Origin of the sequence: Cupriavidus sp. 30B13, assembly GCF_049059565.2 — a bacterium.
In the GTDB taxonomy this organism is placed as follows: Bacteria; Pseudomonadota; Gammaproteobacteria; order Burkholderiales; family Burkholderiaceae; genus Cupriavidus.
This window is the reverse complement of record NZ_CP188223.1, coordinates 2,648,482-2,673,394: the sequence shown is the minus strand read 5'-3', so window position 1 is coordinate 2,673,394 and position 24,913 is coordinate 2,648,482. Positions and strand designations below refer to the sequence as shown.

21 protein-coding genes and 2 tRNA genes are annotated in these 24,913 nt (G+C 67.3%); 17 read left to right on the top strand and 6 right to left on the bottom strand.

Annotation, left to right across the window (positions count from 1 at the left end; genetic code table 11):
- Positions 1-11 precede the first annotated feature (11 nt).
- The gene (locus ACKI2N_RS12195) at positions 12-515 is read left to right on the top strand and encodes a DUF4149 domain-containing protein (protein ID WP_420997569.1); all 504 of its coding nucleotides are present in this window, start codon (positions 12-14) and stop codon (positions 513-515) included.
- 61 nt (positions 516-576) lie between these two features.
- Here the strand turns inward: ACKI2N_RS12195 and ACKI2N_RS12190 are convergent, their stop codons facing one another.
- Positions 577-1,074 carry a YhbY family RNA-binding protein gene (locus tag ACKI2N_RS12190; protein WP_420997568.1) on the bottom strand — a complete coding sequence of 166 codons (498 nt, stop codon included), beginning with the start codon at positions 1,072-1,074 and terminating at the stop codon, positions 577-579.
- A 265-nt stretch (positions 1,075-1,339) separates the two neighbouring features.
- Here ACKI2N_RS12190 and ACKI2N_RS12185 point away from each other — a divergent pair, with 265 nt between their 5' ends.
- The 11 genes from ACKI2N_RS12185 (at position 1,340) to phoR (ending at position 13,914) form a co-directional block, all read left to right on the top strand.
- Positions 1,340-2,005 carry an RlmE family RNA methyltransferase gene (locus ACKI2N_RS12185; protein ID WP_020202884.1) on the top strand — a complete coding sequence of 222 codons (666 nt, stop codon included), beginning with the start codon at positions 1,340-1,342 and terminating at the stop codon, positions 2,003-2,005.
- Between the two features lie 116 nt (positions 2,006-2,121).
- A complete protein-coding gene (gene ftsH, locus ACKI2N_RS12180) occupies positions 2,122-4,005 on the top strand; it encodes an ATP-dependent zinc metalloprotease FtsH (RefSeq protein WP_420997567.1) in 1,884 nt (627 codons plus the stop codon).
- 243 nt (positions 4,006-4,248) lie between these two features.
- A complete protein-coding gene (folP, locus tag ACKI2N_RS12175; RefSeq protein WP_420997620.1) occupies positions 4,249-5,055 on the top strand; it encodes a dihydropteroate synthase in 807 nt (268 codons plus the stop codon).
- Positions 5,056-5,091: 36 nt separating this feature from the next.
- Complete coding sequence (gene glmM / locus ACKI2N_RS12170) at positions 5,092-6,438, top strand: phosphoglucosamine mutase (RefSeq protein ID WP_420997566.1); 1,347 nt, start codon at positions 5,092-5,094, stop codon at positions 6,436-6,438.
- A 336-nt stretch (positions 6,439-6,774) separates the two neighbouring features.
- Positions 6,775-7,809, top strand: coding sequence for a phosphate ABC transporter substrate-binding protein PstS (gene pstS, locus ACKI2N_RS12165; protein ID WP_420997565.1), 1,035 nt, complete (start codon positions 6,775-6,777; stop codon positions 7,807-7,809).
- Between the two features lie 268 nt (positions 7,810-8,077).
- Complete coding sequence (pstC, locus tag ACKI2N_RS12160; protein ID WP_420997564.1) at positions 8,078-9,043, top strand: phosphate ABC transporter permease PstC; 966 nt, start codon at positions 8,078-8,080, stop codon at positions 9,041-9,043.
- Positions 9,040-9,939 carry a phosphate ABC transporter permease PstA gene (pstA, locus tag ACKI2N_RS12155; RefSeq protein ID WP_420997563.1) on the top strand — a complete coding sequence of 300 codons (900 nt, stop codon included), beginning with the start codon at positions 9,040-9,042 and terminating at the stop codon, positions 9,937-9,939. The genes pstC and pstA overlap by 4 nt, the downstream gene beginning before the upstream one ends.
- A 74-nt stretch (positions 9,940-10,013) precedes the next feature.
- Positions 10,014-10,802, top strand: a complete 789-nt coding sequence (gene pstB, locus ACKI2N_RS12150) for a phosphate ABC transporter ATP-binding protein PstB (protein ID WP_020202891.1) — start codon at positions 10,014-10,016, stop codon at positions 10,800-10,802.
- Positions 10,803-10,893: 91 nt separating this feature from the next.
- A complete protein-coding gene (gene phoU / locus ACKI2N_RS12145) occupies positions 10,894-11,598 on the top strand; it encodes a phosphate signaling complex protein PhoU (RefSeq protein ID WP_420997562.1) in 705 nt (234 codons plus the stop codon).
- Positions 11,599-11,624: 26 nt separating this feature from the next.
- Entirely contained in the window at positions 11,625-12,332 is a 708-nt protein-coding gene (gene phoB / locus ACKI2N_RS12140) for a phosphate regulon transcriptional regulator PhoB (RefSeq protein ID WP_020202893.1), read from the top strand.
- A gap of 223 nt (positions 12,333-12,555) precedes the next feature.
- Positions 12,556-13,914: a phosphate regulon sensor histidine kinase PhoR gene (gene phoR, locus ACKI2N_RS12135; protein ID WP_420997561.1), complete on the top strand. Its 1,359-nt coding sequence runs from the start codon at positions 12,556-12,558 to the stop codon at positions 13,912-13,914.
- Between the two features lie 83 nt (positions 13,915-13,997).
- Here phoR and ppk1 read toward each other — a convergent pair whose 3' ends face one another.
- The gene (gene ppk1 / locus ACKI2N_RS12130; protein ID WP_426989689.1) at positions 13,998-16,082 is read right to left on the bottom strand and encodes a polyphosphate kinase 1; all 2,085 of its coding nucleotides are present in this window, start codon (positions 16,080-16,082) and stop codon (positions 13,998-14,000) included.
- 183 nt (positions 16,083-16,265) lie between these two features.
- Here ppk1 and ppx point away from each other — a divergent pair, with 183 nt between their 5' ends.
- Positions 16,266-17,798, top strand: a complete 1,533-nt coding sequence (gene ppx, locus ACKI2N_RS12125; RefSeq protein ID WP_420997559.1) for an exopolyphosphatase — start codon at positions 16,266-16,268, stop codon at positions 17,796-17,798.
- Between the two features lie 111 nt (positions 17,799-17,909).
- Here ppx and ACKI2N_RS12120 read toward each other — a convergent pair whose 3' ends face one another.
- The 4 genes from ACKI2N_RS12120 to ACKI2N_RS12105 form a co-directional block, all read right to left on the bottom strand.
- Entirely contained in the window at positions 17,910-18,764 is an 855-nt protein-coding gene (locus tag ACKI2N_RS12120; protein WP_420997558.1) for a GNAT family N-acetyltransferase, read from the bottom strand.
- A 179-nt stretch (positions 18,765-18,943) separates the two neighbouring features.
- Positions 18,944-19,420: a SixA phosphatase family protein gene (locus ACKI2N_RS12115; RefSeq protein WP_420997557.1), complete on the bottom strand. Its 477-nt coding sequence runs from the start codon at positions 19,418-19,420 to the stop codon at positions 18,944-18,946.
- Positions 19,421-19,793: 373 nt separating this feature from the next.
- Positions 19,794-20,015, bottom strand: coding sequence for a translation initiation factor IF-1 (gene infA / locus ACKI2N_RS12110; protein WP_017230249.1), 222 nt, complete (start codon positions 20,013-20,015; stop codon positions 19,794-19,796).
- A gap of 758 nt (positions 20,016-20,773) precedes the next feature.
- Positions 20,774-20,850: transfer RNA gene (locus ACKI2N_RS12105), tRNA-Pro, on the bottom strand.
- A 405-nt stretch (positions 20,851-21,255) separates the two neighbouring features.
- Between ACKI2N_RS12105 and ACKI2N_RS12100 the strand changes: the two genes are divergently transcribed.
- The 4 genes from ACKI2N_RS12100 (at position 21,256) to ACKI2N_RS12085 (ending at position 24,840) form a co-directional block, all read left to right on the top strand.
- Positions 21,256-22,473, top strand: a complete 1,218-nt coding sequence (locus ACKI2N_RS12100) for a diguanylate cyclase (protein ID WP_420997556.1) — start codon at positions 21,256-21,258, stop codon at positions 22,471-22,473.
- A 111-nt stretch (positions 22,474-22,584) separates the two neighbouring features.
- Positions 22,585-22,661 (top strand) — tRNA-Arg (locus ACKI2N_RS12095).
- Between the two features lie 246 nt (positions 22,662-22,907).
- A complete protein-coding gene (locus ACKI2N_RS12090) occupies positions 22,908-23,816 on the top strand; it encodes an aspartyl/asparaginyl beta-hydroxylase domain-containing protein (RefSeq protein ID WP_420997555.1) in 909 nt (302 codons plus the stop codon).
- Positions 23,817-23,955: 139 nt separating this feature from the next.
- The gene (locus ACKI2N_RS12085) at positions 23,956-24,840 is read left to right on the top strand and encodes an alpha/beta hydrolase (RefSeq protein ID WP_420997554.1); all 885 of its coding nucleotides are present in this window, start codon (positions 23,956-23,958) and stop codon (positions 24,838-24,840) included.
- The last annotated feature ends 73 nt before the right edge of the window (positions 24,841-24,913 follow it).

The window sequence follows — 24,913 nt, the reverse complement described above, 5'->3', positions numbered from 1 at the left end:
AACGAGGCTTCGTGTTCTCTTCTTCCTATTCCAGCCTGCCGCCCCTGCCGCACCGGATTTTTCTCCTGCTGACCGTGGTGTGGGCCGGCAGCCTGTGGACCGTGGGCTACATGGTGGCCCCGACCCTGTTCGCGGTGCTGCCCAGCCGGGAAACCGCGGGCCTGATCGCCGGCCAGCTGTTCCGGACCGAGGCCATCCTCGGCATCGTGGTGGGCGTGCTGCAGCTGGCGCTGTGCAACCTGATGATCCGCCGCGGCGCGGGCCGCTACCGGGGCCTGCGCTGGCTGGTGCTGGGCATGCTGCTGTGCGTGCTGGCCGGCTATTTCGGCATCCAGCCCTTCATGGAAAACCTGAAGGACAAGGCGTCCGCGCTCGGCGTGGGCGTGTCGGAGTCGCCGTACAAGGGCCAGTTCGGCATGCTGCACGGCGTCTCGAGCGTGATCTATCTGGTGCAGAGCCTGCTGGCCCTGGTCATGGTGTGGCGCGCGGCCGCGCCGCGTTCGGCGGGCGAATAAGCCCACAAAGTAAGCCCACAAAGCCAAAATGGGCGCGGCGTGGCCGCGCCGGGCAGCGCTCTCAGTCGAGCGCCTTCTTCTTCTGGCTGGTCGGGCGCGCGCGCGCGCGCTTGACGTTGCCGCCGGCGGTCACGCGCTCGTTGCCGAGCACCGTCACCTGCGAGCGCTTCGGGCGGCGGTTGGGCGCCGCGCTGGGCTTGCGGACCGTCACGGTGCGCGGGGCGGCGCCACCGCGCGGGGCCAGCCGGCCCAGTTCCTGCGGACGGTTTTCCTTGAGGGTGGCCGGACCCGGGCGCCACACCACCAGCAGCTTGCCGATGTGCTGGATCGGGGCGGCGTCGAGATCCTCGCAGATGGCTTCGTAGATGGCGATGCGGTTTTCGCGGTCGTCGCCGAACACGCGGATCTTGATCAGGTCGTGCGAGGCCAGGCTGCGGTCGATTTCCGCCAGGACCGAGCGCGTCAGGCCTTCGGCGCCGATCATCACGACCGGGTTGAGGCCGTGGGCGCGGGAGCGGAGTTCGGAACGCTGGGCGGCGATGAGTTGAAGAGCGGGCATAGATAAAGCGCAGGCGAGGGCGCAAATGGGCGCGGATTGGTGCGAACGGCCGCGCAGCCAGGTGCGCAGGCCAGGGCACCGAAGTGCCGAAAAAACGAATCGGCGCGTATTATCCGTCAAACTGGCGCGGTCGGGCTGCAAAAACAGCAAAACGAGTGAAAAACGCGCTGCCGGCGCCGGACCGGCCCGGCGCGGCGGCGATTTTTTCCGGACAGGCGGCCCGCTTGCGGGCGTCTCAGGCAAGTTTCAGGCAAGTGTCAGGCAAATGGCCAAGAACAAATTCAATCAGTCGTGGCTGCACGACCATATCAACGATCCGTATGTGAAGCTGGCGCAGCGCGAAGGCTACCGCGCCCGCGCCGCGTACAAGCTCAAAGAGATCGACGAGCAGGACAAGCTGATCCGTCCCGGCCAGGTCATCGTCGATCTCGGCGCGGCGCCCGGCAGCTGGAGCCAGTACGCGCGCAACAAGCTGGCGGCGTCGCCGCGCGCCAAGGACGGCGGCATCGACGGCGCGGTGGTGGCCATCGATATCCTGCCGATGGAAGCTGTCGCCGACGTCACATTCATCCAGGGGGACTTCCGCGAGGAGCCGGTTTTCCGCCAGCTGGAAGAAATCGTGCTGGCCGCTTCCGGCGGCGCGAAGATTGACCTTGTTTTGTCCGATATGGCCCCCAATCTGTCGGGAGTAGCCTTCGCCGACGCTGCGCGCATCGATTACCTTTGCGACCTCGCGCTGGAATTTGCGCAGGCCCATTTGAAGCCGGAGGGCTCATTGCTGGTAAAGTGTTTCCATGGCAGCGGTTACAGCCAGATCGTGGAGAAATTCAAGCGCCAGTTCAAGGTGGTCGCCAAACGCAAGCCCAAGGCGTCGCGCGACAAGTCTTCCGAGACCTTCATTCTTGGGCGTTACCTCAAGTCGGTGGGGTGAGATGGGCCCGCGGGACGGGCCTATCGCATCGATGAATTTGCTTTTCCCCCCGGCACCGGGCACTGCATTACAATGCAGCTATCCCGTTGGCAAGGCGTTCGTAAAGGAGTTTGGCCTTGAATAACAACCTGTTTCAAAAGGCGGCAATCTGGCTCGTGATCGCGCTGGTGTTGTTTACCGTCTTCAAGCAGTTCGACAAGCCCCGCACGCAGGAGGGCGTCACCTATTCGCAGTTCATGGATGACGCCAAGAACGGCAAGGTGGGCCGGGTCGACGTGCAGGGCCGCAACCTGGTGGTGACGCCCAAGGAAGGGCAGAAGTACACCATCATCTCGCCGGGCGACATCTGGATGGTCGGCGACCTGATGAAGTACGGCGTCCAGGTGACCGGCAAGGCCGACGACGAACCCAACGTGCTGGTCCAGGCCCTGTACTACCTCGGACCGACCCTGCTGATCATCGTGTTCTGGTTCTACATGATGCGGCAGATGCAGGGCGGCGGCAAAGGCGGCGCCTTCTCGTTCGGCAAGTCCCGCGCGCGCCTGATCGACGAAAACCAGAATGCGGTCACCTTCCAGGACGTTGCCGGGTGCGACGAATCCAAGGAAGAAGTGGTCGAGCTGGTGGACTTCCTCAAGGATCCGCAGAAATTCCAGAAGCTGGGCGGGCGCATCCCGCGCGGCGTGCTGCTGGTCGGCCCTCCGGGTACCGGCAAGACGCTGCTGGCGCGCGCCATCGCCGGCGAGGCCAAGGTGCCGTTCTTCAGCATCTCCGGCTCGGACTTCGTTGAAATGTTCGTCGGCGTGGGCGCGGCCCGCGTGCGCGACATGTTCGAGAACGCCAAGAAGCAGGCACCCTGCATCGTGTTCATCGACGAAATCGACGCGGTCGGCCGCCATCGCGGCGCCGGCATGGGCGGCGGCAACGACGAGCGCGAGCAGACCCTCAACCAGATGCTGGTCGAGATGGACGGCTTCGAGGCCAACTCCGGCGTGATCGTGATCGCCGCGACCAACCGCTCCGACGTGCTGGACAAGGCGCTGCTGCGTCCGGGCCGCTTCGACCGCCAGGTCTACGTGGGCCTGCCGGACATCCGCGGCCGCGAGCAGATCCTCAAGGTCCATATGCGCAAGGTGCCGATCGGCAACGACGTCGACGCGTCCGTGATCGCGCGCGGCACGCCCGGCTTCTCGGGCGCCGACCTGGCCAACCTGGTCAACGAGGCCGCGCTGTTCGCCGCCCGCCGCAGCAAGCGCGTGGTCGACATGCAGGACTTCGAGGACGCCAAGGACAAGATCTACATGGGTCCGGAGCGCAAGTCCACGGTCATGCGCGAGGAAGAACGCCGCGCCACCGCGTACCACGAGTCCGGCCACGCGGTCGTGGCCAAGCTGCTGCCGAAGGCCGACCCGGTGCACAAGGTCACCATCATGCCGCGCGGCTGGGCGCTGGGCGTGACCTGGCAACTGCCGGAGCACGACAAGTACTCGAAGTACAAGGACAACATGCTCGACGAGATCGCCATCCTGTTTGGCGGCCGCGCGGCGGAAGAGGTGTTCCTCAACGCCATGAGCACCGGTGCTTCGAACGACTTCGAGCGCGCCACCAAGACCGCGCGGGACATGGTGACCCGCTTCGGCATGAGCGACACGCTGGGCACCATGGTCTACGTCGACACCGAGCAGGACGGCATGTTCGGCAAGATGTCCTCGAAGACCGTGTCGGAAGCCACGCAGCAGAAGGTCGACGCGGAAATCCGCCGCATCGTCGACGAGCAATACGGCCTGGCCAAGCGCCTGCTCGAGGAAAACCGCGACAAGGTCGAAGCCATGACGGCCGCGCTGATGGAGTGGGAGACCATCGACGCCGACCAGGTCAACGACATCATGGCGGGCAAGCCGCCGCGCCCGCCGCGCGGCGCGTCCGGCCAGAACGGTGGTGGCAACACCCCGTCGGGCGGTTCGCCGGTGGCGCCCGCCGCCGCCCCCGCCACGGCCTGAGCGTCCGGCTCGGCGGCAACGGCTGCAGTCGTTTGCCTGCCCGTCCACCGAGCCTGAAGCCGGCGCCCTGTGCGCCGGCTTTTTCATTGCTGCCGGCCGCGCGCGGCCGGCTCCGGCTTCCTGGCGTTTCCCGGCGTTCCCGCTTTTCCCATTTGCGCTCTTCCCATCTTGTCCCCGCTCTCCGCTGATCCGTATTTCCAGTGCGGACGTTTCCGCTTCGCACGCAACCGGCGCCCATTGGTGATGGGCATCCTCAACGTCACGCCCGACTCGTTCTCCGATGGCGGCCAGCATGCCGGGCGCGACGCCGCGCTGCGCCATGCCGAGCGCATGATCGCCGAGGGTGCCGACATCATCGACATCGGCGGCGAGTCCAGCCGGCCGGGCTCGGCGGCGTTGCCGCTGGAGCAGGAACTGGCGCGCGTGCTGCCGGTGGTGGAGGCGCTGCGCGACTGCGGCCGGCCCTTGTCGATCGACACCTACAAGCCCGAAGTCATGCGCGCCGCGCTGGCCGCGGGTGCGGACCTGATCAACGACATCTGGGGCTTTCGCCTGCCCGGCGCGGTCGAGGCCGTGAGCGAGGCGGCGGCCGGGCAGGCCGGCCTGTGCATCATGCACATGCAGCGCGACCCGCAGACCATGCAGGAAGATCCGCATTACGACGACGTGGTGCGCGAGGTGGCCGATTTCCTGCGCGAGCGGGTGGACGCGCTGCGCGCCGCCGGTGTCGACCAGGCGCGCCTCACCCTCGATCCGGGCTTTGGCTTTGGCAAGACACCGGATCATAATCTGCAGTTGCTGGCCCGCCTGCCGCAACTCGCGGTAGCGGGGCTGCCGCTGCTGGTAGGCTTGTCGCGCAAGTCGACGCTGGGCGCCATTCTGGGCGGGCGGGCGCCGCAGCAGCGCGTCGCCGCCAGCCTGGCCGCGGCGGTCTGCGCGGTGGAGCGCGGCGCGTATATCGTCCGGGTGCACGACGTGGAACAGACCGTGGATGCCATCAAGACCTGGTGGGCGATCCGGCACGAAACGGTCATAGCGGATGCAAGCTAGCATCCCTGAAAAACAGAACGACGGGAGAAAAATCTGATGACACGCAAATATTTCGGCACCGACGGCGTGCGCGGCCGTGTGGGCGAGGCGCCCATCACGCCGGATTTCGTCATGCGCCTCGGTTACGCGGCCGGCATGGTGCTGGCCCACGGCGCGCGCCAGCAGGCGCAGGGGCGCCCGACCGTGCTGATCGGCAAGGACACGCGCATTTCCGGCTACATGCTGGAAGCCGCGCTGGAGGCCGGTTTCACTTCGGCCGGCGTCCACGTATTGCTGACGGGGCCGCTGCCCACGCCGGGCGTGGCTTACCTCACGCGCGCGCTGCGGCTGTCGGCCGGGGTGGTGATCTCGGCCAGCCACAACCCTTATTACGACAACGGCATCAAGTTCTTCTCCGCGGACGGCGACAAGCTGCCCGACGACGTGGAGCTGGCCATCGAGCAGGCCCTGGAAGAGCCGATGGTATGCGTGCGCTCCGACGACCTCGGCCGCGCCCGCCGCATCGACGATGCCGCCGGCCGCTATATCGAGTTCTGCAAGAGCACCTTCCCCTACGAGCAGGACCTGCACAAGCTCAAGCTGGTGGTGGATTGCGCCCACGGCGCGGCCTATCACATCGCGCCCCACGTCTTCCACGAACTGGGGGCCGACGTGGTGTCGATCGGCAACCAGCCGGACGGGCGCAACATCAACGCCGGCTACGGCGCCACCGCGCCGGAGAAGCTGATCGAGGCGGTCAAGGCCAATGGCGCGGATCTCGGCCTGGCCTTCGACGGCGATGCCGACCGCCTCCAGGTGGTGGACCGCGACGGCCGCCTGTTCAACGGCGACGAGCTGCTCTACCTGATCGTGCAGGACCGCCTGCAGGCCGGCCAGAGCGTGGAAGGCGCGGTCGGCACGCTGATGACCAACATGGCGGTCGAGCTGGCCTTCAAGCGCCAGGGCGTCGAATTCGTCCGGGCCAAGGTGGGCGACCGCTATGTGCTGGAGGAACTGAACAAGCGCAAGTGGGTGCTGGGCGGCGAGGGCTCGGGCCACCTGCTTTGCCTGGACCGGCACACCACCGGCGACGGCATCGTCTCCGCGCTGCAGGTGCTGGCGGCGCTGCGGCGCAGCGGCAAGACGCTGGCGCAACTGCTCGAGGGCGTCTCGCTGTTCCCGCAGACGCTCATCAACGTGCGCGTGGAGAAGGGTTTCGACTGGCAGTCGCACGCCGGCCTGAACGCGGCGCGCGCCGCCATCGAGCCGCAGCTCGAAGGCAAAGGGCGGGTACTGATCCGCGCCTCGGGGACGGAGCCTGTGGTGCGGGTAATGGTCGAGGCCGAACAGGTGGAAATGGCGGAACGGGCAGCGCAGACGCTGGCCGATTCCCTGCGCGCCTGACGCGAGGCGCGTGCCGCGAAGAGCGGTCCGGAAGGCAGAAGGAGAACGAAAGGCCGGGTGAGAACCCGGCCTTTTTTCATCTTCACACCGCAATTAACGGCATGAATATGTCAGTCTCAAGACGCTTTGCAGCCGGCATGAGTGGGCATTGTGCGGCGAAATAGTGAATAAGAAGGCGCATTCCGTCATGCGCATGTCATCCACCTGGGGGTGGCCGGGGAGGCCTGCCGCGTGCTTAGAAGAAGATCTCGTGATGTCATGGAATTGTCATATACGAAGCATAAAGTTCGACGTGTCAAAAAATTGTCATTCCCCAACCATGTCTCTGGAGGACATATGAAGCTGGTCAAGACTGCCGTAGCAGGCATCGTGTCGTTGGTGGTGGCGGGCACTGCGTTCGCGGCGGAAATTACCGGTGCTGGCGCATCTTTCCCGGCGCCCGTGTATTCCAAGTGGGCCGACGCATACCAAAAGGCAACGGGTAACAAGGTCAACTATCAATCCATCGGCTCGTCCGGCGGCATCAAGCAGATCGGCGCCAAGACCGTCGATTTCGGTGCTTCGGACGCGCCCCTCACGGACGACGAACTGTCCAAGCAAGGTCTGGTGCAATTCCCGACGGTGATCGGCGGCGTGGTGCCGGTGATCAACCTGCAAGGCATCAAGCCGGGCGAACTGACCATCACGGGCGACGTGCTGGCCAGCATCTACCTGGGCAAGATCAAGAAGTGGGACGATCCCGCCATCAAGGCGCTGAACCCGCACGCCAAGCTGCCGAGCCAGGACATCCTGCCGGTGCGCCGCGCCGACGGCTCGGGCACGACCTTCATCTTCACCAACTACCTGACCAAGGTCAGCCCGGAGTGGAAGAGCGCGGTCGGCGAAGGCACCACGGTCAACTGGCCGGGCGGCGGCACGGGCGGCAAGGGCAATGAAGGCGTGGCCGCCTTCGTGCAGCGCCTGAACGGCGCCATCGGCTACGTCGAGTACGCCTACGCCAAGCAGAACAAGATGACCTACCTGAACATGAAGAATGCTTCGGGCGCGGTTGTCCAGCCGGGCGACGACGGCTTCAAGGCCGCCGCCGCCGGCGCCGACTGGAGCAAGACCTACTACCAGATCCTGACCAACCAGCCGGGCAAGAGCGCATGGCCGATCGCCGGCGCCACCTTCATCCTGGTGCACAAGAGCCAGGAAAAGGCAGCGCAGGGCGCCGAAGTGCTGAAGTTCTTCGACTGGGCCTACAAGAGCGGCTCGGGCATGGCCAGCGACCTGGACTACGTGCCGCTGCCGGAAAGCGTCGTCAACCAGATCCGCACCACCTGGAAGACCTCGGTGAAGGATGGTTCGGGCAAGGCGCTGTACAACTGATGATGGACTGACCGCCAGCGCCTGGCATCTGCCGGGCCTGGCGGTTTTGCCTGTCGGGCGCCGGCGTGGCGCCGGACAGGCAGGACTGCGGCGGACGCTGCATCCCGCCGCATTGGCGCTGTACCTGCCGTACCCGCTGTACCGAATACCCGAATACCCGAGTACCAAGGCATCCGCCGTGCCTGCGCGAGAACGACGCAGGCCCTGATGGCCGCGGCCGCGCAAGCAGCCGGCGGTACGCCACCTAAACGAACCCCAATATCACATCATGGCGACTACATCCGATCTATCCGCAGTGCGGCCGCCCAGCCGTACCGGTGACGTCCTGTTCGGTGGCCTGACGCGCGGCGCAGCCATCGTGACGCTGCTGCTGCTCGGCGGCATCATCGTGTCGCTCGCGATCAGCGCCTGGCCGTCGATCCAGACCTTCGGCCTGCGCTTCCTGTGGACGGCCGAGTGGGATCCACCCGCGGACGTCTACGGCGCGCTGGTGCCGATCTACGGCACCCTCGTCACGTCGCTGATCGCCCTGATCATCGCGGTGCCCATCAGCTTCGGCATCGCGCTGTTCCTCACCGAGCTGTCGCCGGCGTGGCTGCGCCGCCCGCTCGGCACCGCCATCGAACTGCTCGCAGCAGTGCCCTCGATCGTCTACGGCATGTGGGGCCTGCTGGTGTTCGCGCCGATCTTCGGCGAATACTTCCAGAAGCCGCTGGCCGCCACCGTGGGGCAGCTGCCGCTGATCGGCAAGCTGTTCCAGGGCGCGCCGCTGGGCATCGGCCTGCTGTGCGCGGGCGTGATCCTGGCCATCATGATCATTCCCTACATCGCCTCGGTGATGCGCGATGTGTTCGAAGTGACCCCCGTGCTGCTGAAGGAATCGGCCTACGGCGTCGGCTGCACCACCTGGGAAGTGATGTGGCGCGTGGTGCTGCCCTACACCCGTGCGGGCGTGATCGGCGGCGTGATGCTGGGCCTGGGCCGCGCGCTGGGCGAGACCATGGCGGTCACCTTCGTGATCGGCAACACGAACCTGCTGGACAACCCGTCGCTGTTCTCACCGGGCAACAGCATCACCTCGGCGCTCGCCAACGAATTCGCCGAAGCCGGCGCCGGCCTCCATACGGCCGCGCTGATGGAACTCGGCCTGATCCTGTTCTTCATCACTTTCGTGGTCCTCGCGCTGTCCAAGATCCTGCTGCTGCGCCTGGCCAAGAGCGAGGGCGCCAAATGAACCAAGCCTCGATGTCTTCTTCTTCGTCGATGCCGGCCGTGAGCCAGGACGCGGATGCCGTGCGCGCGCGCCTGCAGGCGCGCCGCCGCCGCACCAACGTCTACGCGCTGACCGCCTCGCTGGGCGCCATGTGCTTCGGCCTGTTCTGGCTGGCATGGATCCTGTGGACCACCATCACGCTGGGCGTGGGCGGCCTGTCGCTCGACCTGTTCACGCAGATGACGCCGGCGCCGAACACCGCCGGCGGCGGCCTGGCCAATGCCATCTACGGCAGCTTCGTGATGGTCGGCCTGGCCACGCTGCTCGGCACGCCGCTGGGCATCCTGGCGGGCATCTACCTGGCCGAGTACGGCAAGAAGTCGCCGCTGGCTAGCTTCATCCGCTTCATCAACGACATCCTGCTGTCGGCGCCGTCGATCGTGATCGGCCTGTTCGTCTACGCGCTGGTGGTGACCCGCATGGGCCATTTCTCCGGCTGGGCAGGGGTGTGCGCGCTGGCGCTGCTGCAGGTGCCGATCGTGGTGCGCACCACGGAAAACATGCTGAACCTGGTGCCCAACGCACTGCGCGAGGCCGCCTTCGCCCTGGGCACGCCCAAGTGGAAGATGGTGCTGTCGATCACCGTGAAGTCGTCGTACGCGGGCATCGTCACCGGCGTGCTGCTGGCGGTGGCGCGCATCGCCGGCGAGACCGCGCCGCTGCTGTTCACCGCCTTGTCCAACCAGTTCTGGACCAGCGACCTGAACAAGCCGATGGCGAACCTGCCGGTGACGATCTTCCGCTTTGCCATGAGCCCGTTCGTGGAGTGGCAGCAGCTGGCCTGGGCCGGCGTGTTCCTGATCACCATCGGGGTGCTGGCGCTCAACATCGCGGCACGCATGCTGTTCAAGAAGTGACCGGCGGCCAATATCGCCTGCATCGCCACAGACGCCCGACCCGGTAACCCGAAAATTTCCTGCGAGAGACGAGCATGACCTCGACCGTCATCGACATTCCCGATACGACCCGCGCCAAGATCGACGTGCGCAACCTGAACTTCTACTACGGCCAGTTCCATGCGCTGAAGAACGTGAACATGTCGATCCCCGAGCGCAAGGTGACGGCCTTTATCGGTCCGTCCGGCTGCGGCAAGTCGACGCTGCTGCGCACCTTCAACAAGATGTACGCGCTCTATCCGGAGCAGCGCGCCGAGGGCGAGATCAACATGGACGGCGACAACCTGCTGACCGCCAAGCAGGACATCGCCCTGCTGCGCGCCAAGGTCGGCATGGTGTTCCAGAAGCCCACGCCGTTCCCGATGTCGATCTACGACAACATCGCCTTCGGCGTGCGCCTGTTCGAGAAGCTGTCGCGCTCGGAGATGGACGACCGCGTCGAATGGGCGCTGTCCAAGGCGGCGCTGTGGAATGAAGTCAAGGACAAGCTCAACCAGTCCGGCTACGGCCTGTCGGGCGGCCAGCAGCAGCGCCTGTGCATCGCGCGCGGCATCGCCATCCGCCCCGAAGTGCTGCTGCTCGACGAGCCTTGCTCGGCGCTGGACCCGATCTCGACGGGCCGCATCGAAGAGCTGATCGCCGAGCTGAAGGACGACTACACGGTGGTGATCGTCACCCACAACATGCAGCAGGCCGCGCGCTGCTCGGACTACACCGCGTACATGTACCTGGGCGAGCTGATCGAGTTCGGCGAGACCGAGAAGATCTTCATCAAGCCGCACCGCAAGGAAACGGAAGACTACATCACCGGCCGCTTCGGCTGATCGAGCGCTGCGCGCATAATGCACAGCATACGAACAACGGCATCAGTGGAATTTGCGGAACATTTGCAGGACCAGAGGCCAGGAGAACAACATGTCTGACAAGCATCTGTCGACCCAATTCGACGCCGACCTCAACGCCATCAGCACGAAGCTGCTGCAGATGGGCGGGCTGGTCGAATCGCAGATCGAGACCGCCATGCGCGCGCTCTCCGAATTCGACGCCTCCCTGGCGGACCAGGTGGTGGAGCGCGAGCAGCGTCTTAACGCGCTGGAGCTCGAGATCGACGCCGACTGCGGCAACATCATCGCGCGCCGCCAGCCGACCGCGCGCGACCTGCGCCTGGTGATGGCGATTTCCAAGACCATCACCAACCTCGAGCGCGCCGGCGACGAGGCCGAGAAGATCGCCAAGCGCACCAAGCACATCATGGAAGATGCCGGTGCGCACCAGATCAACTACTCGGAGGTGAAGCTCTCGGGCGACCTGGCCATCGCGCTGCTGCGCCAGGCGCTGGACGCCTTCGCGCGCCTGGACACTGTGGCCGCGGCCCGCATCGTCAAGGACGACAAGGCCATCGACGACGAATTCCGGGCCTTCGTGCGCAAGCTCATCACCTACATGATGGAGGACCCGCGTACCATCTCGGTCGCGCTGGACTTCCTCTTCATCGCCAAGGCGATCGAGCGCATCGGCGATCATGCCAAGAACATTGCCGAGTTCATCATTTACATCGTCAAGGGTACCGACGTGCGCCACGCCTCGCGTGAGGACATGGAGCGCGAAGCGCTGAGTTGACGGGCGCCATAGCGGAGAGAAAATACATGCCAAGCAGCATTCTTGTCGTCGAAGACGAACCCGCGATCGCAGAACTGATCGCGGTCAACCTGCAACACGCTGGACACTATCCGATCCGGGCCTACAACGCGGAGCAGGCACTGTCGCTGATGAGCGACGTGCTGCCCGACCTGGTCCTGCTCGACTGGATGCTTCCGGGCAAGTCGGGGGCAACCTTCGCCAAGGAACTGCGCAACAACGACCGCACCAAGCAGATCCCGATCATCATGCTCACCGCGCGCAGCGAGGAGCAGGACAAGGTGATGGGGCTCGAGGCCGGCGCCGACGACTACGTCACCAAGCCGTTCTCGCCCAAGGAACTGCTGGCGCGCATCAAGGCGGTGCTGCGGCGCCGCGCGCCGCAGCTGACCGACGACGTGGTCGCCATCAATGGCCTGCGCCTGGACCCGGCCACGCACCGCGTCACCGGCCACGACGAATCGGGCCTGCTCAAGCTGGACCTCGGCCCGACCGAGTTCCGCCTGCTGCACTTCCTGATGACGCATCCGGAGCGCGTGCACAGCCGCTCGCAGCTGCTCGACCAGGTGTGGGGCGACCATGTGTTCGTCGAGGAGCGCACCGTCGACGTGCACATCAAGCGCCTGCGCGCGGCCCTCACGCCGGGCGGCTACAGCAATATGATCGAGACGGTACGCGGCAGCGGCTACCGCCTGGCGCGGGGCCCGAGCCACTGAGGCCAAGCCAGCCATGCCGGCGCCGGCGTGGCCGCGCGCCCGGCGGCGTCCGCGCGGCGGCCGGTGCGCCCAGCCGCCAGCCGGGCGGCCCGCGCGCTGTGCGCGCCCGGCCGGTCCTGTCATTCCCGCTTCACCAGCCTGTCATGCGCTTGTTGCCGGTTTCGTGGCACACTCCACCGCATCGCGCGCGGGCCTGCCGCCTGCCTGACCTTCCCCCTTCTTCATGAACGTCATCTGGGCCCGTTCGGCGGCCATCCTGATTGTCCTTGGCCTGGCGTCCGCCGGGCTGTATTTCCTCTCCGGCCCGCTGCCGGCGCTGGCCTTCCTGTGCGCCGCGCTGCTCGGCCAGCTGCTGTATTACCTGTACCAGATCAACCGCCTGTGGCGGGTGCTCGACGCGCCGGCCTACGGCGAGATTCCCAGCGCGCTCGGGCTGTGGGGCGAGGTGTATTACCGCCTGCACCGCCTGGTCAAGCGCTGGCGCATGCAGGTGCTGCAGGTCGAGCAGCAGCACACGCGCTTCATCCAGGCCATCCAGGCTTCGCCCAACGGCGTGCTGATGCTCGACGACGCCGACCAGATCGAATGGTGCAACGACGTGGCCGAGCAGCATTTCGGCCTCAACGCGCGGCGCGACGTGCGCCAGCGCATCACCCACCTGATCCGCCGTCCGGAGTTCGTCCAGTACCTGACGCTGCAGCGCTTCGACGATCCGCTGCTGATGCGCGACCTCGGCGAGCACAAGCGCAGCGTGATCGCCGTGCAGATCCTGCCCTACGGCGAGAACCGCAAGCTGGTGCTGACCAACGACATCACCAAGCTGGAAAATACCGAAGCCATGCGGCGCGATTTCGTCGCCAACGTCTCGCACGAACTGAAGACGCCGCTGACCGTGCTGACCGGCTTCCTGGAAACGGTGCGCGACCTGCCAGTGTCGGAGCAGGACCGCAACCGCTACCTGGACATGATGCTGGTGCAGTCGATGCGCATGCAGCATCTGGTGGAAGACCTGCTGGTGCTGGCCAAGCTCGAGAGCGACGCGCTGCCGCCGAGCCACGAGCGCGTCGACATGGCCAGCCTGGCGGCCCACCTCGTGCACGACGCCGAGGCGCTGTCGCAGGGGCGCCACCAGATCACCGCCGACATCGATGCCGAGGTGCAGATCCGCGGCGCCGAGACCGAGCTGTTCTCGGCCTTCGGCAACCTGGTCTCGAACGCGGTGCGCTATACGCCGGACGGCGGGCGCATCGGCATCCGGCTGACCTACGAGAACGGCCATGCCATCTTCGCGGTCAGCGATACCGGCCTGGGCATCGCGGCCGACCACATCCCGCGCCTGACCGAGCGTTTCTACCGCGTCGACCGCAGCCGTTCGCGCGACACCGGCGGCACCGGCCTGGGACTGGCGATCGTCAAGCATGTGCTGTCGCGCCACCATGCCGACCTGCGCATCACCAGCGAAGTGGGGCGCGGCAGCGTGTTCCGCGTGGTGTTTCCGTCGGACCGCAGCGGGCATGCGCCCGTTCCCGCCGCGCTCGCGCAGCCGGAGCGGCCCGGCCAGCCGCCGCAGAAGGCTGCCTGAACGGCAAGGCAGCGCGCCGCGCCGGATGTCCCGGCCCGTGGCGCGCGGCGGCACGCTTCGCGTGCCGCGTTCCGCTGCTGGATTCAGGCCGCGGCGAACATCGCCAGCAGGTCGTTCTGGCTGACGTGCGGCTGCTTCGATTTGGTGTGCTTGCGCAGGTAGCTGCCGTCGGACTGCATGATCCAGGCCGAGGCATTGTCGTCCAGGTGCACGCGCAGGCTTTCCTTGATCACGCGCGCCTTGAGGGCCTTGTCCAGCACCGGGAACGCCACTTCCACGCGGCGGAACAGGTTGCGGTCCATCCAGTCGGCGCTGGACAGGTAGGTGACTTCGGCGCCGTCGGCCAGGAAGTAATAGACGCGGTGATGCTCCAGGAAACGCCCGATGATCGAGCGCACCGAGATGTTCTCCGACATGCCCGGCACGCCGGGCCGCAGCGCGCACACGCCGCGCACGATCAGGTCGATCTTCACGCCGGCGCGCGAGGCCTTGTACAGCTCATCGATGATGGAGGGTTCGAGCAGCGCGTTCATCTTGGCGATGATGCGCGCGCGCTTGCCGGCGCGGGCATTGCGGGCCTCGGCGCGGATATGCTCCACCAGGTTGCTGTGCATGGTGAAGGGCGACTGCCACAGGTGGTTCAGCCGGATCGTGCCCGCGGTGCCGGTGAGCAGCTGGAACACATGCTGCACGTCCTCGCAGATTTCCTCGTTGGCGGTCAGCAGGCCGAAGTCGGTGTACAGGCGCGCGGTGCGCGGATGGTAGTTGCCGGTGCCGAGATGCGCGTAGCGGCGCAGCTTGAACTGCTTGCTCTTGGCGCCGGCCAGCTCGCGCCGCACGATCAGCAGCATCTTCGCGTGGCACTTGTGGCCCACCACGCCGTAGACCACGTGCGCGCCGGCGGATTCGAGCCGCTCGGCCCAGTTGATGTTGGTCTCTTCGTCGAAGCGCGCCAGCAGTTCCACCACCACCGTGACTTCCTTGCCGTTGCGTGCCGCGGTCATCAGCGCCTCCATCACCGGCGACTCGTTGCCGGTGCGGTAGACGGTCTGCTTGATGGCCACCACGGCGGGGTCGACGGCGGCCTGCTGCAGCAGATCCAGCACCGAGCTGAAGCTCTCGTAGGGATGGTGCAGCAGCACGTCTTGCTGGCGGATCGCGTCGAACATCGGCACGCCCGGCGTGAAGACCTTGACCGGCGCGGGCACGTGCGGCGGGAACTTGAGGGCAGGGCGGTCCACCAGGTCCGGGATCTGCATGAGCCGCACCAGATTGACCGGGCCGCTCACGCGGTAGACATCCTGCTCGCCGAGCCCGGATTCGAGCAGCAGGCGGCGCGCGATCGCCGGCGGCGTGTCGGAGGAGATCTCCAGGCGCACGGTGTCGCCGAAGTGGCGCGCGGGCAGTTCGCCCTGCAGCGCTTCGCGCAGGTCGGTGATATCGTCCTCGGAGACGAACAGGTCCGAGTTGCGGGTCACGCGGAACTGGTAGCAGCCGTTGACCTTGATGGCCGGGAACAGCTCGTGCACGAAGCCTTGCATGAAGGACGACAGCAGCACGAAGCCGTACGGGAAGCCCGACAGTTCCTCGGGCATGCGCACCATGCGCGGCAGCGCGCGCGGGGCCTGCACGATGGCGAGGTCGGCCTCGCGGCCGAAGGCATCCTTGCCCGACAGCTCGACCACGAAGTTCAGGCTCTTGTTGAGCACACGGGGGAAGGGATGGGCGGGATCGAGCGCGATCGGCGTGAGCACCGGGCCCAGTTCGCGCAGGAAGAAGCTGCGCGCCCATTCGCGCTGCGCGTCGTTCCAGGTCGAGGCCAGGTGGAAGAACACGCCCTCCTTCTCCAGGAGGGGGAAAATCACGTTCTGCAGCATGTCATACTGCAAGGCCACGAGTTTCTGCACGCGCTCGGTAACGACCTGGTAGGCCTGCTGCAGCGAAAGTCCGTCGGGCGTGATGCCGGAAGGGTTGTCGCGCATCTGCTCCTTGAGCCCGGCCATGCGGATCTCGAAGAACTCGTCCAGATTGCTTGAAACGATGCAGATGAATTTGAGCCGCTCCAGCAGCGGTACCTTGGGGTCAGCGGCCTGCGCCATCACGCGCGAATTGAATTCCAGGAGGCCCAGCTCGCGGTTGAGCAGCGCGCCGGGTGGGCTTGTCGACATTGGCATGACCTTCTTTTGGTAATGCGGCGACTTTTTCATAGAATCGTGTCAGATTGATGACAAAGTGATTTTGTCATGATGCCGACACGATAAGGACATATTTTCTGTTCCCGGGCGCCTGGCGTCCCGCGACACTGCTAACTGCGCCGCGCCGTGCGGCGATTACCCAGATTCCCTACAGCGATGAATCAAAACCCACGCTTGCTGGCCGCCGTCGACATGGGCTCCAACAGCTTCCGCCTGATGATCGGGAGGGTCGACGAGAGCCAGACCGCGTCCGGCACGGCCAGCCAGATCTTCCAGGTCGATGCATTGCGCGAGCCGGTGCGCCTGGCGGCGGGTCTGACGCCCGACAAGTACCTCGACCAGCCGGCCCGCCGGCGCGGCATCGATGCCCTGCGGCGCTTCGGCGACCGCCTGCGCGATTTCTCCGCCGACCACGTGCGCGCGGTGGCGACCAATACCCTGCGCGTGGCCAAGAATGCCTCGGAGTTCCTGATCGAGGCCGAGAACGCGCTCGGGTTTCCCATCGAAGTGATCGCCGGGCGCGAAGAAGCGCGGCTGATCTACCTGGGCGCCTCGCACGATGCGCCGGCCTGCACCGGCAACCGGCTGGTGGTGGACATCGGCGGCGGCTCCACCGAGTTCATCATCGGCAGCGGCTATTCGTCCAAGCTGATGGAGAGCCTCTACATCGGCTGCGTCTCGCACAGCCGCCAGTTCTTCCCCAGCGGCAACGTCGACGAGTACGCGATGAAGCAGGCCGAGCTGGCCGCGCGCCGCGAGATCCAGGTGCTGGTGCGCCAGTACCGCGCCGCCGGCTGGCAGCAGGCGGTGGGCTCGTCCGGCACCGCGCGCGCGCTGGCCGAGCTGATCGAGCTCAACGGCATGAACGACAACCCGGCCGAGCACGGCATCACGCGCGAGGGCCTGGAGCGGCTCAAGCGCGCGCTGGTCAAGGCCGAGAACGCCAACCGCGTGAAGCTGGTGGGCCTCAAGGCGGACCGCATCCCGGTGCTGCCGGGCGGCCTGTCGATCATGCTCGGCGTGTTCGCCGAGCTGGACATCGACCGCATGGACGTCACCGACGGCGCGCTGCGCCTGGGTGTGCTGTACGACCTGCTGGGCCGCACGCACCACGAGGACATGCGCACCATCACGGTGGACCAGTTCATGCGCCGCTACGGCGTCGACCGCGCGCAGGCGCTGCGCGTGCAGCAGGCCGCGCTGGGCCTGCTGGCGCAGTTCCCCGAGCCGCGCCACGAACGGCGCGACGACAACCTGGCGCTGCTGGGCTGGGCCGCGGGCCTGCACGAGATCGGCATGACCATCTCGCACAGCGGCTATCACAAGCACTCGGCCTATATCGCCACCCACGCCGACATGCCGGGCTTCTCGAAGACCGACCAGGCGCGCCTGGCCACGCTGCTGCTCGGCCATGCCGGCAAGCTGGGCAAGCTGTCGGGCAGCGGCAAGTTCGTGGACTGGCGCATGCTGTTCAGCCTGCGCCTGGCTTTCGTGCTGTGCCGCCGCCGTGCCGACGAGCCGCTGCCCGAGATTACCGTGGGCCAGCGCTCCGACGCGCTGGACGACGGCTTCGAGGTGCGCCTGCCCAAGGCCTGGATCGAGGCCAATCCGCTGGTCGAGTACAGCCTGGCGCAGGAGTCCGACGAGTGGGAGCGCATCGGCAAGCGCTACAAGGTGGTGTACGCCTGAAGGGGGGCGGGGCGAGGCGGCGCAGGAGATCTGCCGGAGATCTGCCGGAGATCTGCCGGCCACTGCCCGGCTGGCGCGAACGGCAACCGTCCGCGCGCCGCGGCGCCCGGTTCAGGCGTCGCGGTTCAGGCCGAGGAAGTGGCGCGCGTAGCGCGGGTTCATGTCGTTGACGCGCAGCAGCGTGAGGAAGTCCGCCACGTTGAAGTCGGGGTCCCATGCCGGCATGCCGCAGATGCGGGCGCCAAGGCGCAGGTAGCCCTTGATGAGCGCGGGCGGCTCCACGTCGAGCGTCTGGTTCAGCTCGTCGATCGGCAGCGGCAGGCGCGGGAACGCATGGTATTCGATCGGCGCCAGCGCGCGCTCGGCGAACAGGCGGTACAGGCTGGCCGCGTAGTGGCCGCCGTCGCTCATCGGCACGCTGGCGCAGCCCAGCATCGACTCGATGCCCCAGCGTTGCAGGTACTCGCCCAGGCCGCCCCACAGCGCCATGATGACGCTGCCCGAACGGTAGTCGCGGTGCACGCACGAGCGGCCCAGTTCGACCATCTTGGGCTTCAGGTGGGCCAGGCGCACGAGGTCGAATTCCGACTCGGCGTACAGGCAGCCGATGCGCTTGGCCTGGTGCGGCGCCATCACGCGGTAGGTGCCGACGACCTTGAGCGTGGCGAGGTCGCGCACGATCAGGTGGTCGCAATAGGCATCGAACATGTCCACGTCGAGTTCGTGCGCGGACGGGTTCAGCCGCGCGCCCATTTCCTCGGCGAAGACCTTGTAGCGCAGGCGCTGGGCCTCGACTACTTCATCCTGGTGGCGCGCCCACGCCACGCTGAAAGCAGGCTGTTCATGCGCTTGGGCATGTGCTTGTGCAGGTGGCGGGCGATGAAGACGCCTCCGCGCCGAATGGCCGGCTTGGCCATTGGGCAAGGAATCGAACAGCGGCTGGGTGGGCGTCGGGAGCTCTCGCATCAGTATGTCCTTTCGGTGACGAAACTGTTGCAACCGAATGTAGATAGGGCAGGTGACAGTGCCGTGAAGCGGTCATGACGGTTCAATGACTGTACAACGGCCCGCGCCCCTTTCGCAACGGCACTGTTGCCCGGATGGCACTTGGGGCGGCGCGCGGCGCGGCGCATGCCGCCGCGCCGCTAGAGGAATTCGGGATTGATCACCGCGCGCAGCACGACCTGCGATTCGCTTTCGCGGGTGCGGCCGGACAGCCACCAGATGCCGCTCTTGCGCACGCTCCAGTTCATTTCCGAGCCGGCCAGCAGCAGGCTGGCCACGCGGCCGATCCAGGGCTGGTGCCCGACCAGCACGGTGTGCTCGGCACCCTGCGGCCAGTCGACGGCGGCCAGCACGGCGCTGACGTCCGCGCCCGGGGCCAGGTCGGGAAGCACTTCGGCGTTCTCGCGCAGGGCGGCGGCGGTTTCGCGCGTGCGCAGGGCCGGGCTGCACACCACGCGCGCACCGGCGGGCAGGTGCGCGCGCAGCCAGGCGGCCGACGCATCGGCCTGCTTGTGGCCGCGGCGCGTCAGCGGGCGCTGCAGGTCGGCATTGCGGGTCAGGCCAAGCGCGGCGGGCAGTTCCTCGGCTTCGGCGTGGCGCCACAGGATCAGGTTCATGGAAACGGGGAGCTTGCGCGAAAATGAGGGGGGAGAGGCCGGAGACGGAGCGGACGATGACGAGTATGGCGACGGGCGCGGCGGCGCGCAAGGCGGGCAACTACGCGGGGATACCGGCCACGCGTGCGCGAGCGTGGCATGCCGGCCTGACGGGCATGTGACTGCTGGGGCATGGGTCACGCATGCCCGGCGGCGCTGCGAATGTGCGGGAGCATCGGGCGGGGCGGTGCCGCCGGAGCCCGGCCTGCGCGGAAAATCCGCGCGTCCGGACTGCGGCGGCACGATGTTTCCCCGGGCAGGACCGCAGTGGCGCGGCGCCCTCGGGAAGCAGTGACGGCGCAGCGCCCGCCGGTGCGGCGGGCGCTGGAGAGCATCAGGCTTTGTGGCGGAAGTTGATGCGGCCCTTGGTCAGGTCATAGGGCGACATTTCCAGCGTCACGCGGTCGCCGGCCAGGATGCGGATGCGGTGCTTCTGCATCTTGCCCGAAGCGTAGGCCCAGATCTCCACGCCGTTTTCCAGCGTGACGCGGTAACGGTTGTCGGGCAGGGCTTCCGAGACAACACCGCCAAATTCAATCAGTTCTTCCTTAGCCAATCTCTTTCCTTTACTGCAGCCGGGGCTGCATGAATGTCGGTAAATCCGGTGAGGCGGGTGCCGGCTCGTCGCCGGCGGTTGCCGCAAGGTCCGGGTGCCGGCAGTGACAAGCGCCGGCTGCTTGGGTGCGCCGAAGTTGCGAAGAGGCAAGCTGACCCGGACCGGCACGCGGCAAGCGCGCGTGCTAGATGGTCCACGTTAGGGAATCGCCAGGGGGCGCGTCAGGCCCGGCCGATTGCCTTGCCGGTTGCGGCCGCGTGCGAAGGCGGCCGTGCTACCGTGGTGGGCGCGGGGCGATGCGTGGGCAGGATGCTTCCGGTGGCTCGCCGGCACTGCGCCGCAAAGCGTGCTGCAAAGCGGCATCCGGCAGGGGCGCCCGGTTACAGGGCATGCTGCATTCACCCCGGGCTAACGCGCGATTATACCATGGGCATGCTATCGAGGCGCGCCAATGCACCCATGCGCCAGCCTGTCCGGGGGTTTGTCCGGATGCGAAAAACGCTTGCGGCGGGTGGGGCGACGAGGTCGAAAAGTGATCCGGGCGGTGCATGAACGCACCCGCGCGGGGGTCGGCCTTGTGGTCTGCACGGCATCTGCGATGCCTGCCGGCAGGGCGGATTGTTGCGTCGCAATGCCTGCGGTCGAGCCCCCGAAAAAGCGGCCTGAGAGCCCTTTGCCGATCCTTCGCCAGCGCTGCGCGAGAACGAAAAAAAGGCTTAGACCCGATGGTCTAAGCCTTTGATCTCATTGCCTAAAACTGGTCGGGGCGACATGATTCGAACATGCGACCCTCTGATCCCAAATCAGATGCGCTACCAGGCTGCGCTACGCCCCGAAGCGGCGAATTGTAGCCGGGGCAGGGGCGGGGGTCAAACTTTGTTTGGATTGCCGGGCACGCCACCCGCCGCCGCGGTTGCGGCCGGTGCCGCCATCGGAGAGACAAGGGCTGCTTGACTTGAGCGCGAGCGCTGACATAATCCGCACACCCCGGAGGCCACGCCCCCGCGCCCGGTCAGGCGCAAGGCGGGCGGGCCGCTGGCGGATCGGCGCGGTCTGAAGACAGGACTGCCGCAACCAATAGAAGGGCATCCCGCCACGATAGCGGGGCCCGCCCCAGGCCGCCGGGGCGCAAGCAGGCGGACCGATGTGACAAGAATGGCGCAAACCTCCTGGGCTGCGGGTCCCCGGGGGCGCATGGCGGCGCGACGTGGCGCCGCCTGCCAAGTTGGACGGGGAAATCATGTTTCAGTCGCAGGTCAGTGTGCTGGTCGCGGCCCTATTCGGGCTGCAGATGGCGGTGGTATTCGCCGTATTGCGGCGCACGCCGGGCATGGGCCGTGCCGGCCTCAGCGCCTGGGTGGCCGGCGAGCTGCTGGTGACGGCCGCCGCCGCGCTGTTCGCCGCGCAGGATTATCTGCCGGGCTGGCCGGTGGTCAGTCTCGTCGACGCGCTGATGACCGCGGCGCTCTCGCTGATGGTGTACGGCACCCGCCGTTTCTACGACATGAACGGGGCCGCTGCCTCGCTCTGCGTGCTGAACCTCGCGGTATTGGGCGGCACCGCTTACTTCGACCTGACCGGCGCGCCGCCGGCCGGCCCCGCGCTGCTGTCCGCGCTGGCCAATCTCTATCTTCCGCTGGCCTTGCTGCGCGTGGTGGTGCCCCAGGTGCCCGCCCGGCGCGGCACGGGCCGCCTGGCGGCGCTGTCGCTCGGCCTGATCGCGCTGGCCTGCGCGGGCATGGGACTCTACCAGGCGGCCGACCTGACGCTGGTGCCGGCCGGGCTGCTCACCCTGCCCAAGCGCGCGCCGCAGGAGACCTTCACCATCCTGCATGCCTTCGGCATCGTCAGCCTGTCGGTCAGCTTCGCGCTGATGGCCCACGACCGCCTGCGCCGCCGGCTGGAGCGCCGCGCCAGCTACGACGACCTGACCGACGTGCTGTCGCGCGGGCCTTACTGGGCGGCGCTGGAGGAGGCCTGCCAGGAGGCGGACCGGCTGCGCCAGCCGCTGACGGTCGCCTTCATCGACCTCGATCATTTCAAGGCCATCAACGATCTCTACGGACACCTGGCGGGCGACAGCGTGCTGCGCCACTTCGGCGGCCTGCTGCGCAAGACCGTGCGCGCGGGCGATTTCGCCGGTCGCCTGGGCGGCGAGGAATTCGGCATCGTCATGCCCGGCACCTCGCTCGAGCAGGGGCGTGCGCTCAGCCTGCGCCTGAACACGCTGGTGCGCTCCACGCCGTGCCCGTCGGAGCCCGACGCGATCTCGTACACGGTCAGCATCGGCATGGCGGAACGGTTGCCCGGAGAGGGCGCGGACGGCCTCATGCGCCGGGCCGACAACGCGCTCTACGACGCCAAGACCATGGGGCGCAACTGCGTGTCCACGCAGCCCACCGACCGCGTCGGCGGCCTCGGCGCGGCGCCGCGCATGCGGATTTCCCAGACCTCCTGACGCAGCCCATCGCGCCGCAGGCCGGCGGCATATGTGACGCGGCGCGCGGCTAGGGTAGAATACCGGCCACCGCACCGGGCCCGGCATGGCAATGCCGCGGCGCCCCGCGATCCGCCCTTAGCTCAGCTGGATAGAGCACTCGCCTTCTAAGCGAGCGGTCACACGTTCGAGTCGTGTAGGGCGGGCCACTCACTGCCGCCCTCCGCGCGGCTCCTCTCCGGTTTGCCCTTGCGGTTTTCCCTTCCCCGCGCTGCGCCTGTCACGGCGCTCCGGCGGCATGAGCCGGTACGTGCGGTGGGACACTGTTTTCCCCGTGTCGCGCAGGTGCGGGCCGTTTCGTCGGCGGGCAGGAATTGCTAGAGTATTTGACATCGGCCAGGCGGTCCCGCCGGCCGGATTCCCGTACGTCGGACAAGGAGTCGAGGGGCGGTCAAATGCGCTGGGTATTTCTTTCGATATTCGTGGCGAGTGCTGTCTGCACGCATTTTCGGGGCAAGGCCAGGCACGGGTTCTTCCGCCAGCTGTTCGATCATTCCACCTTCATGGCGCCGCTCAACGGCTTCGCCTACCTCTTCTCCGCGGTGCCGCGCACGCCCTTCGTTTCCCGCGACTATTTCCCGGAGATGGACGTCATCCGGCAGGAGTGGCGCACCATACGGGACGAAGCCCTGGCCCTGGCCGGGGAGCGCCGCATCCGGGCGGCGGGCGCCTACAACGACATCGGCTTCAACTCGTTCTTTCGCCAGGGCTGGCAGCGTTTCTACCTGAAATGGTACGGGGCGCCGCACCCGTCGGCGCTCGGCGCCTGCCCGCGCACGCTGGAGATACTGAGCCGGCTGCCTTCGGTGAAGGCCGCCATGTTCGCCCGGTTGCCGCCGGGAGGGCGGCTGTTTCCCCACCGCGATCCGTATGCGGGCTCGCTGCGCTATCACCTGGGACTGGTCACGCCCAACGACGACAGGTGCGCGATCTGGGTGGACGGCGTGTGCTATTCCTGGCGCGACGGCGAGGACGTGGTATTCGACGAGACCTATCTTCACCATGCGCGCAACGATTCGGAGCACGACCGCATCATCCTGTTCTGCGACATAGAGCGGCCGCTGCGCTTCGGCTGGGCACGGCGCCTCAACCGGGCGATCAGCGACGCGCTGATGCGCACCGCCACCTCGCCCAACGAAGCGGGCGACACCACCGGCCAGCTCAACCGGATATTCCGGCACATCTACGCCGTGCGCAGCGTCGGCAAACGCCTCAAGGCCTGGAACCGGCGCGTCTATTACTGTGTGAAGTGGGCGCTGATCGCCGCCGTCGTGCTGGCGATCTGGTGGCCCAGGAGCAATTAGCCGGAACAGGGGACGCGATGCGTCTGCCGAAGTGCCGACTCGGCGGGCGCGCGGCGCGCGCCATGACCGGCGCCCCTTCCGGGCGGCGCCGGCCGCCGGCGTGGATTAAGATGCGGCGGTGTCCTTCCCAGGCGAGCTCATGCTGAATCTACGCGGAGGCACCAGCAAGGTGCATTACTGGCTGGCTGGCGGTGCCTGCGTGCTGCTGGCCGCCGCCGCGGCGCGCCATGCTCTGTTCCTGGCCGTGGAGAGCGGCGCGTTCGAGCCGAAGCCGGCCAGCGCCGCCGGTGCGCTCACGCCCGACCAGCTGGGTGCGCCGTCGCGCCAGTTCGCGTTCGCCAGCGGCGCGCGCATGCTGCGCGCCTCGTGCGTGCAGGCGCAGCGTGCCGATGCGCCCGCGCTGCTGATCTACCACGGCGACGAGGAGAACCTCTCGGACTGGGCCGGCGCCCAGGCGCTGCTGTTTCGCCAGGGCATTGCTTCCTGCGTGTTCGACTACAGTGGCTACGGCGCCAGCGGGGGCAAGCCCGGCGTGCGCAATCTGCGCGAGGACGGCATGGCGGCCTACGGCCAGTTCGTGGCTGCCACGCCCCATGCCGCGCGCCGCTACGTGATGGGTTTCTCGCTGGGTTCCGGCGCCTTGCTCGACGTGGCGGGGGCGCTGCGTCCCGCCCCCGCGGGCATGGTGATCGCGGCGGGTTTCACCTCGGCGCGGGAAGCCGCGGTGGTCACGGGCCGCGTGCCGGCCTGGATAGCGCGCCTGCTGCCCGAGCCGTGGGACAACGAGGACCGCCTGCGCAATTCCCGGCTGCCCGTGCTGTTTGTCCACAGCCGCGATGACGAGGTGATTCCCTTTGCCCATGCCGAGCGCCTGGCACAGGCCGCCGCGGGCGCCAGGCGGCTGGTGGCGCTGGCGGCGCTGCCGCACGACGCGGCGATCGAGCCGGCGGGGCAGGCGGCTTTCTGGGCGCCGATCGTGGACTACCTGCGTTCGGGCCGCCTCGGCGGCGCGGCCGGGAACTAGGCGGCCAGGGCCGCGGCAAACGAAAAAAGGGCGCCGGCAGTAGCCTGGCGCCCTTTTTTGATTCGCGGCGGCG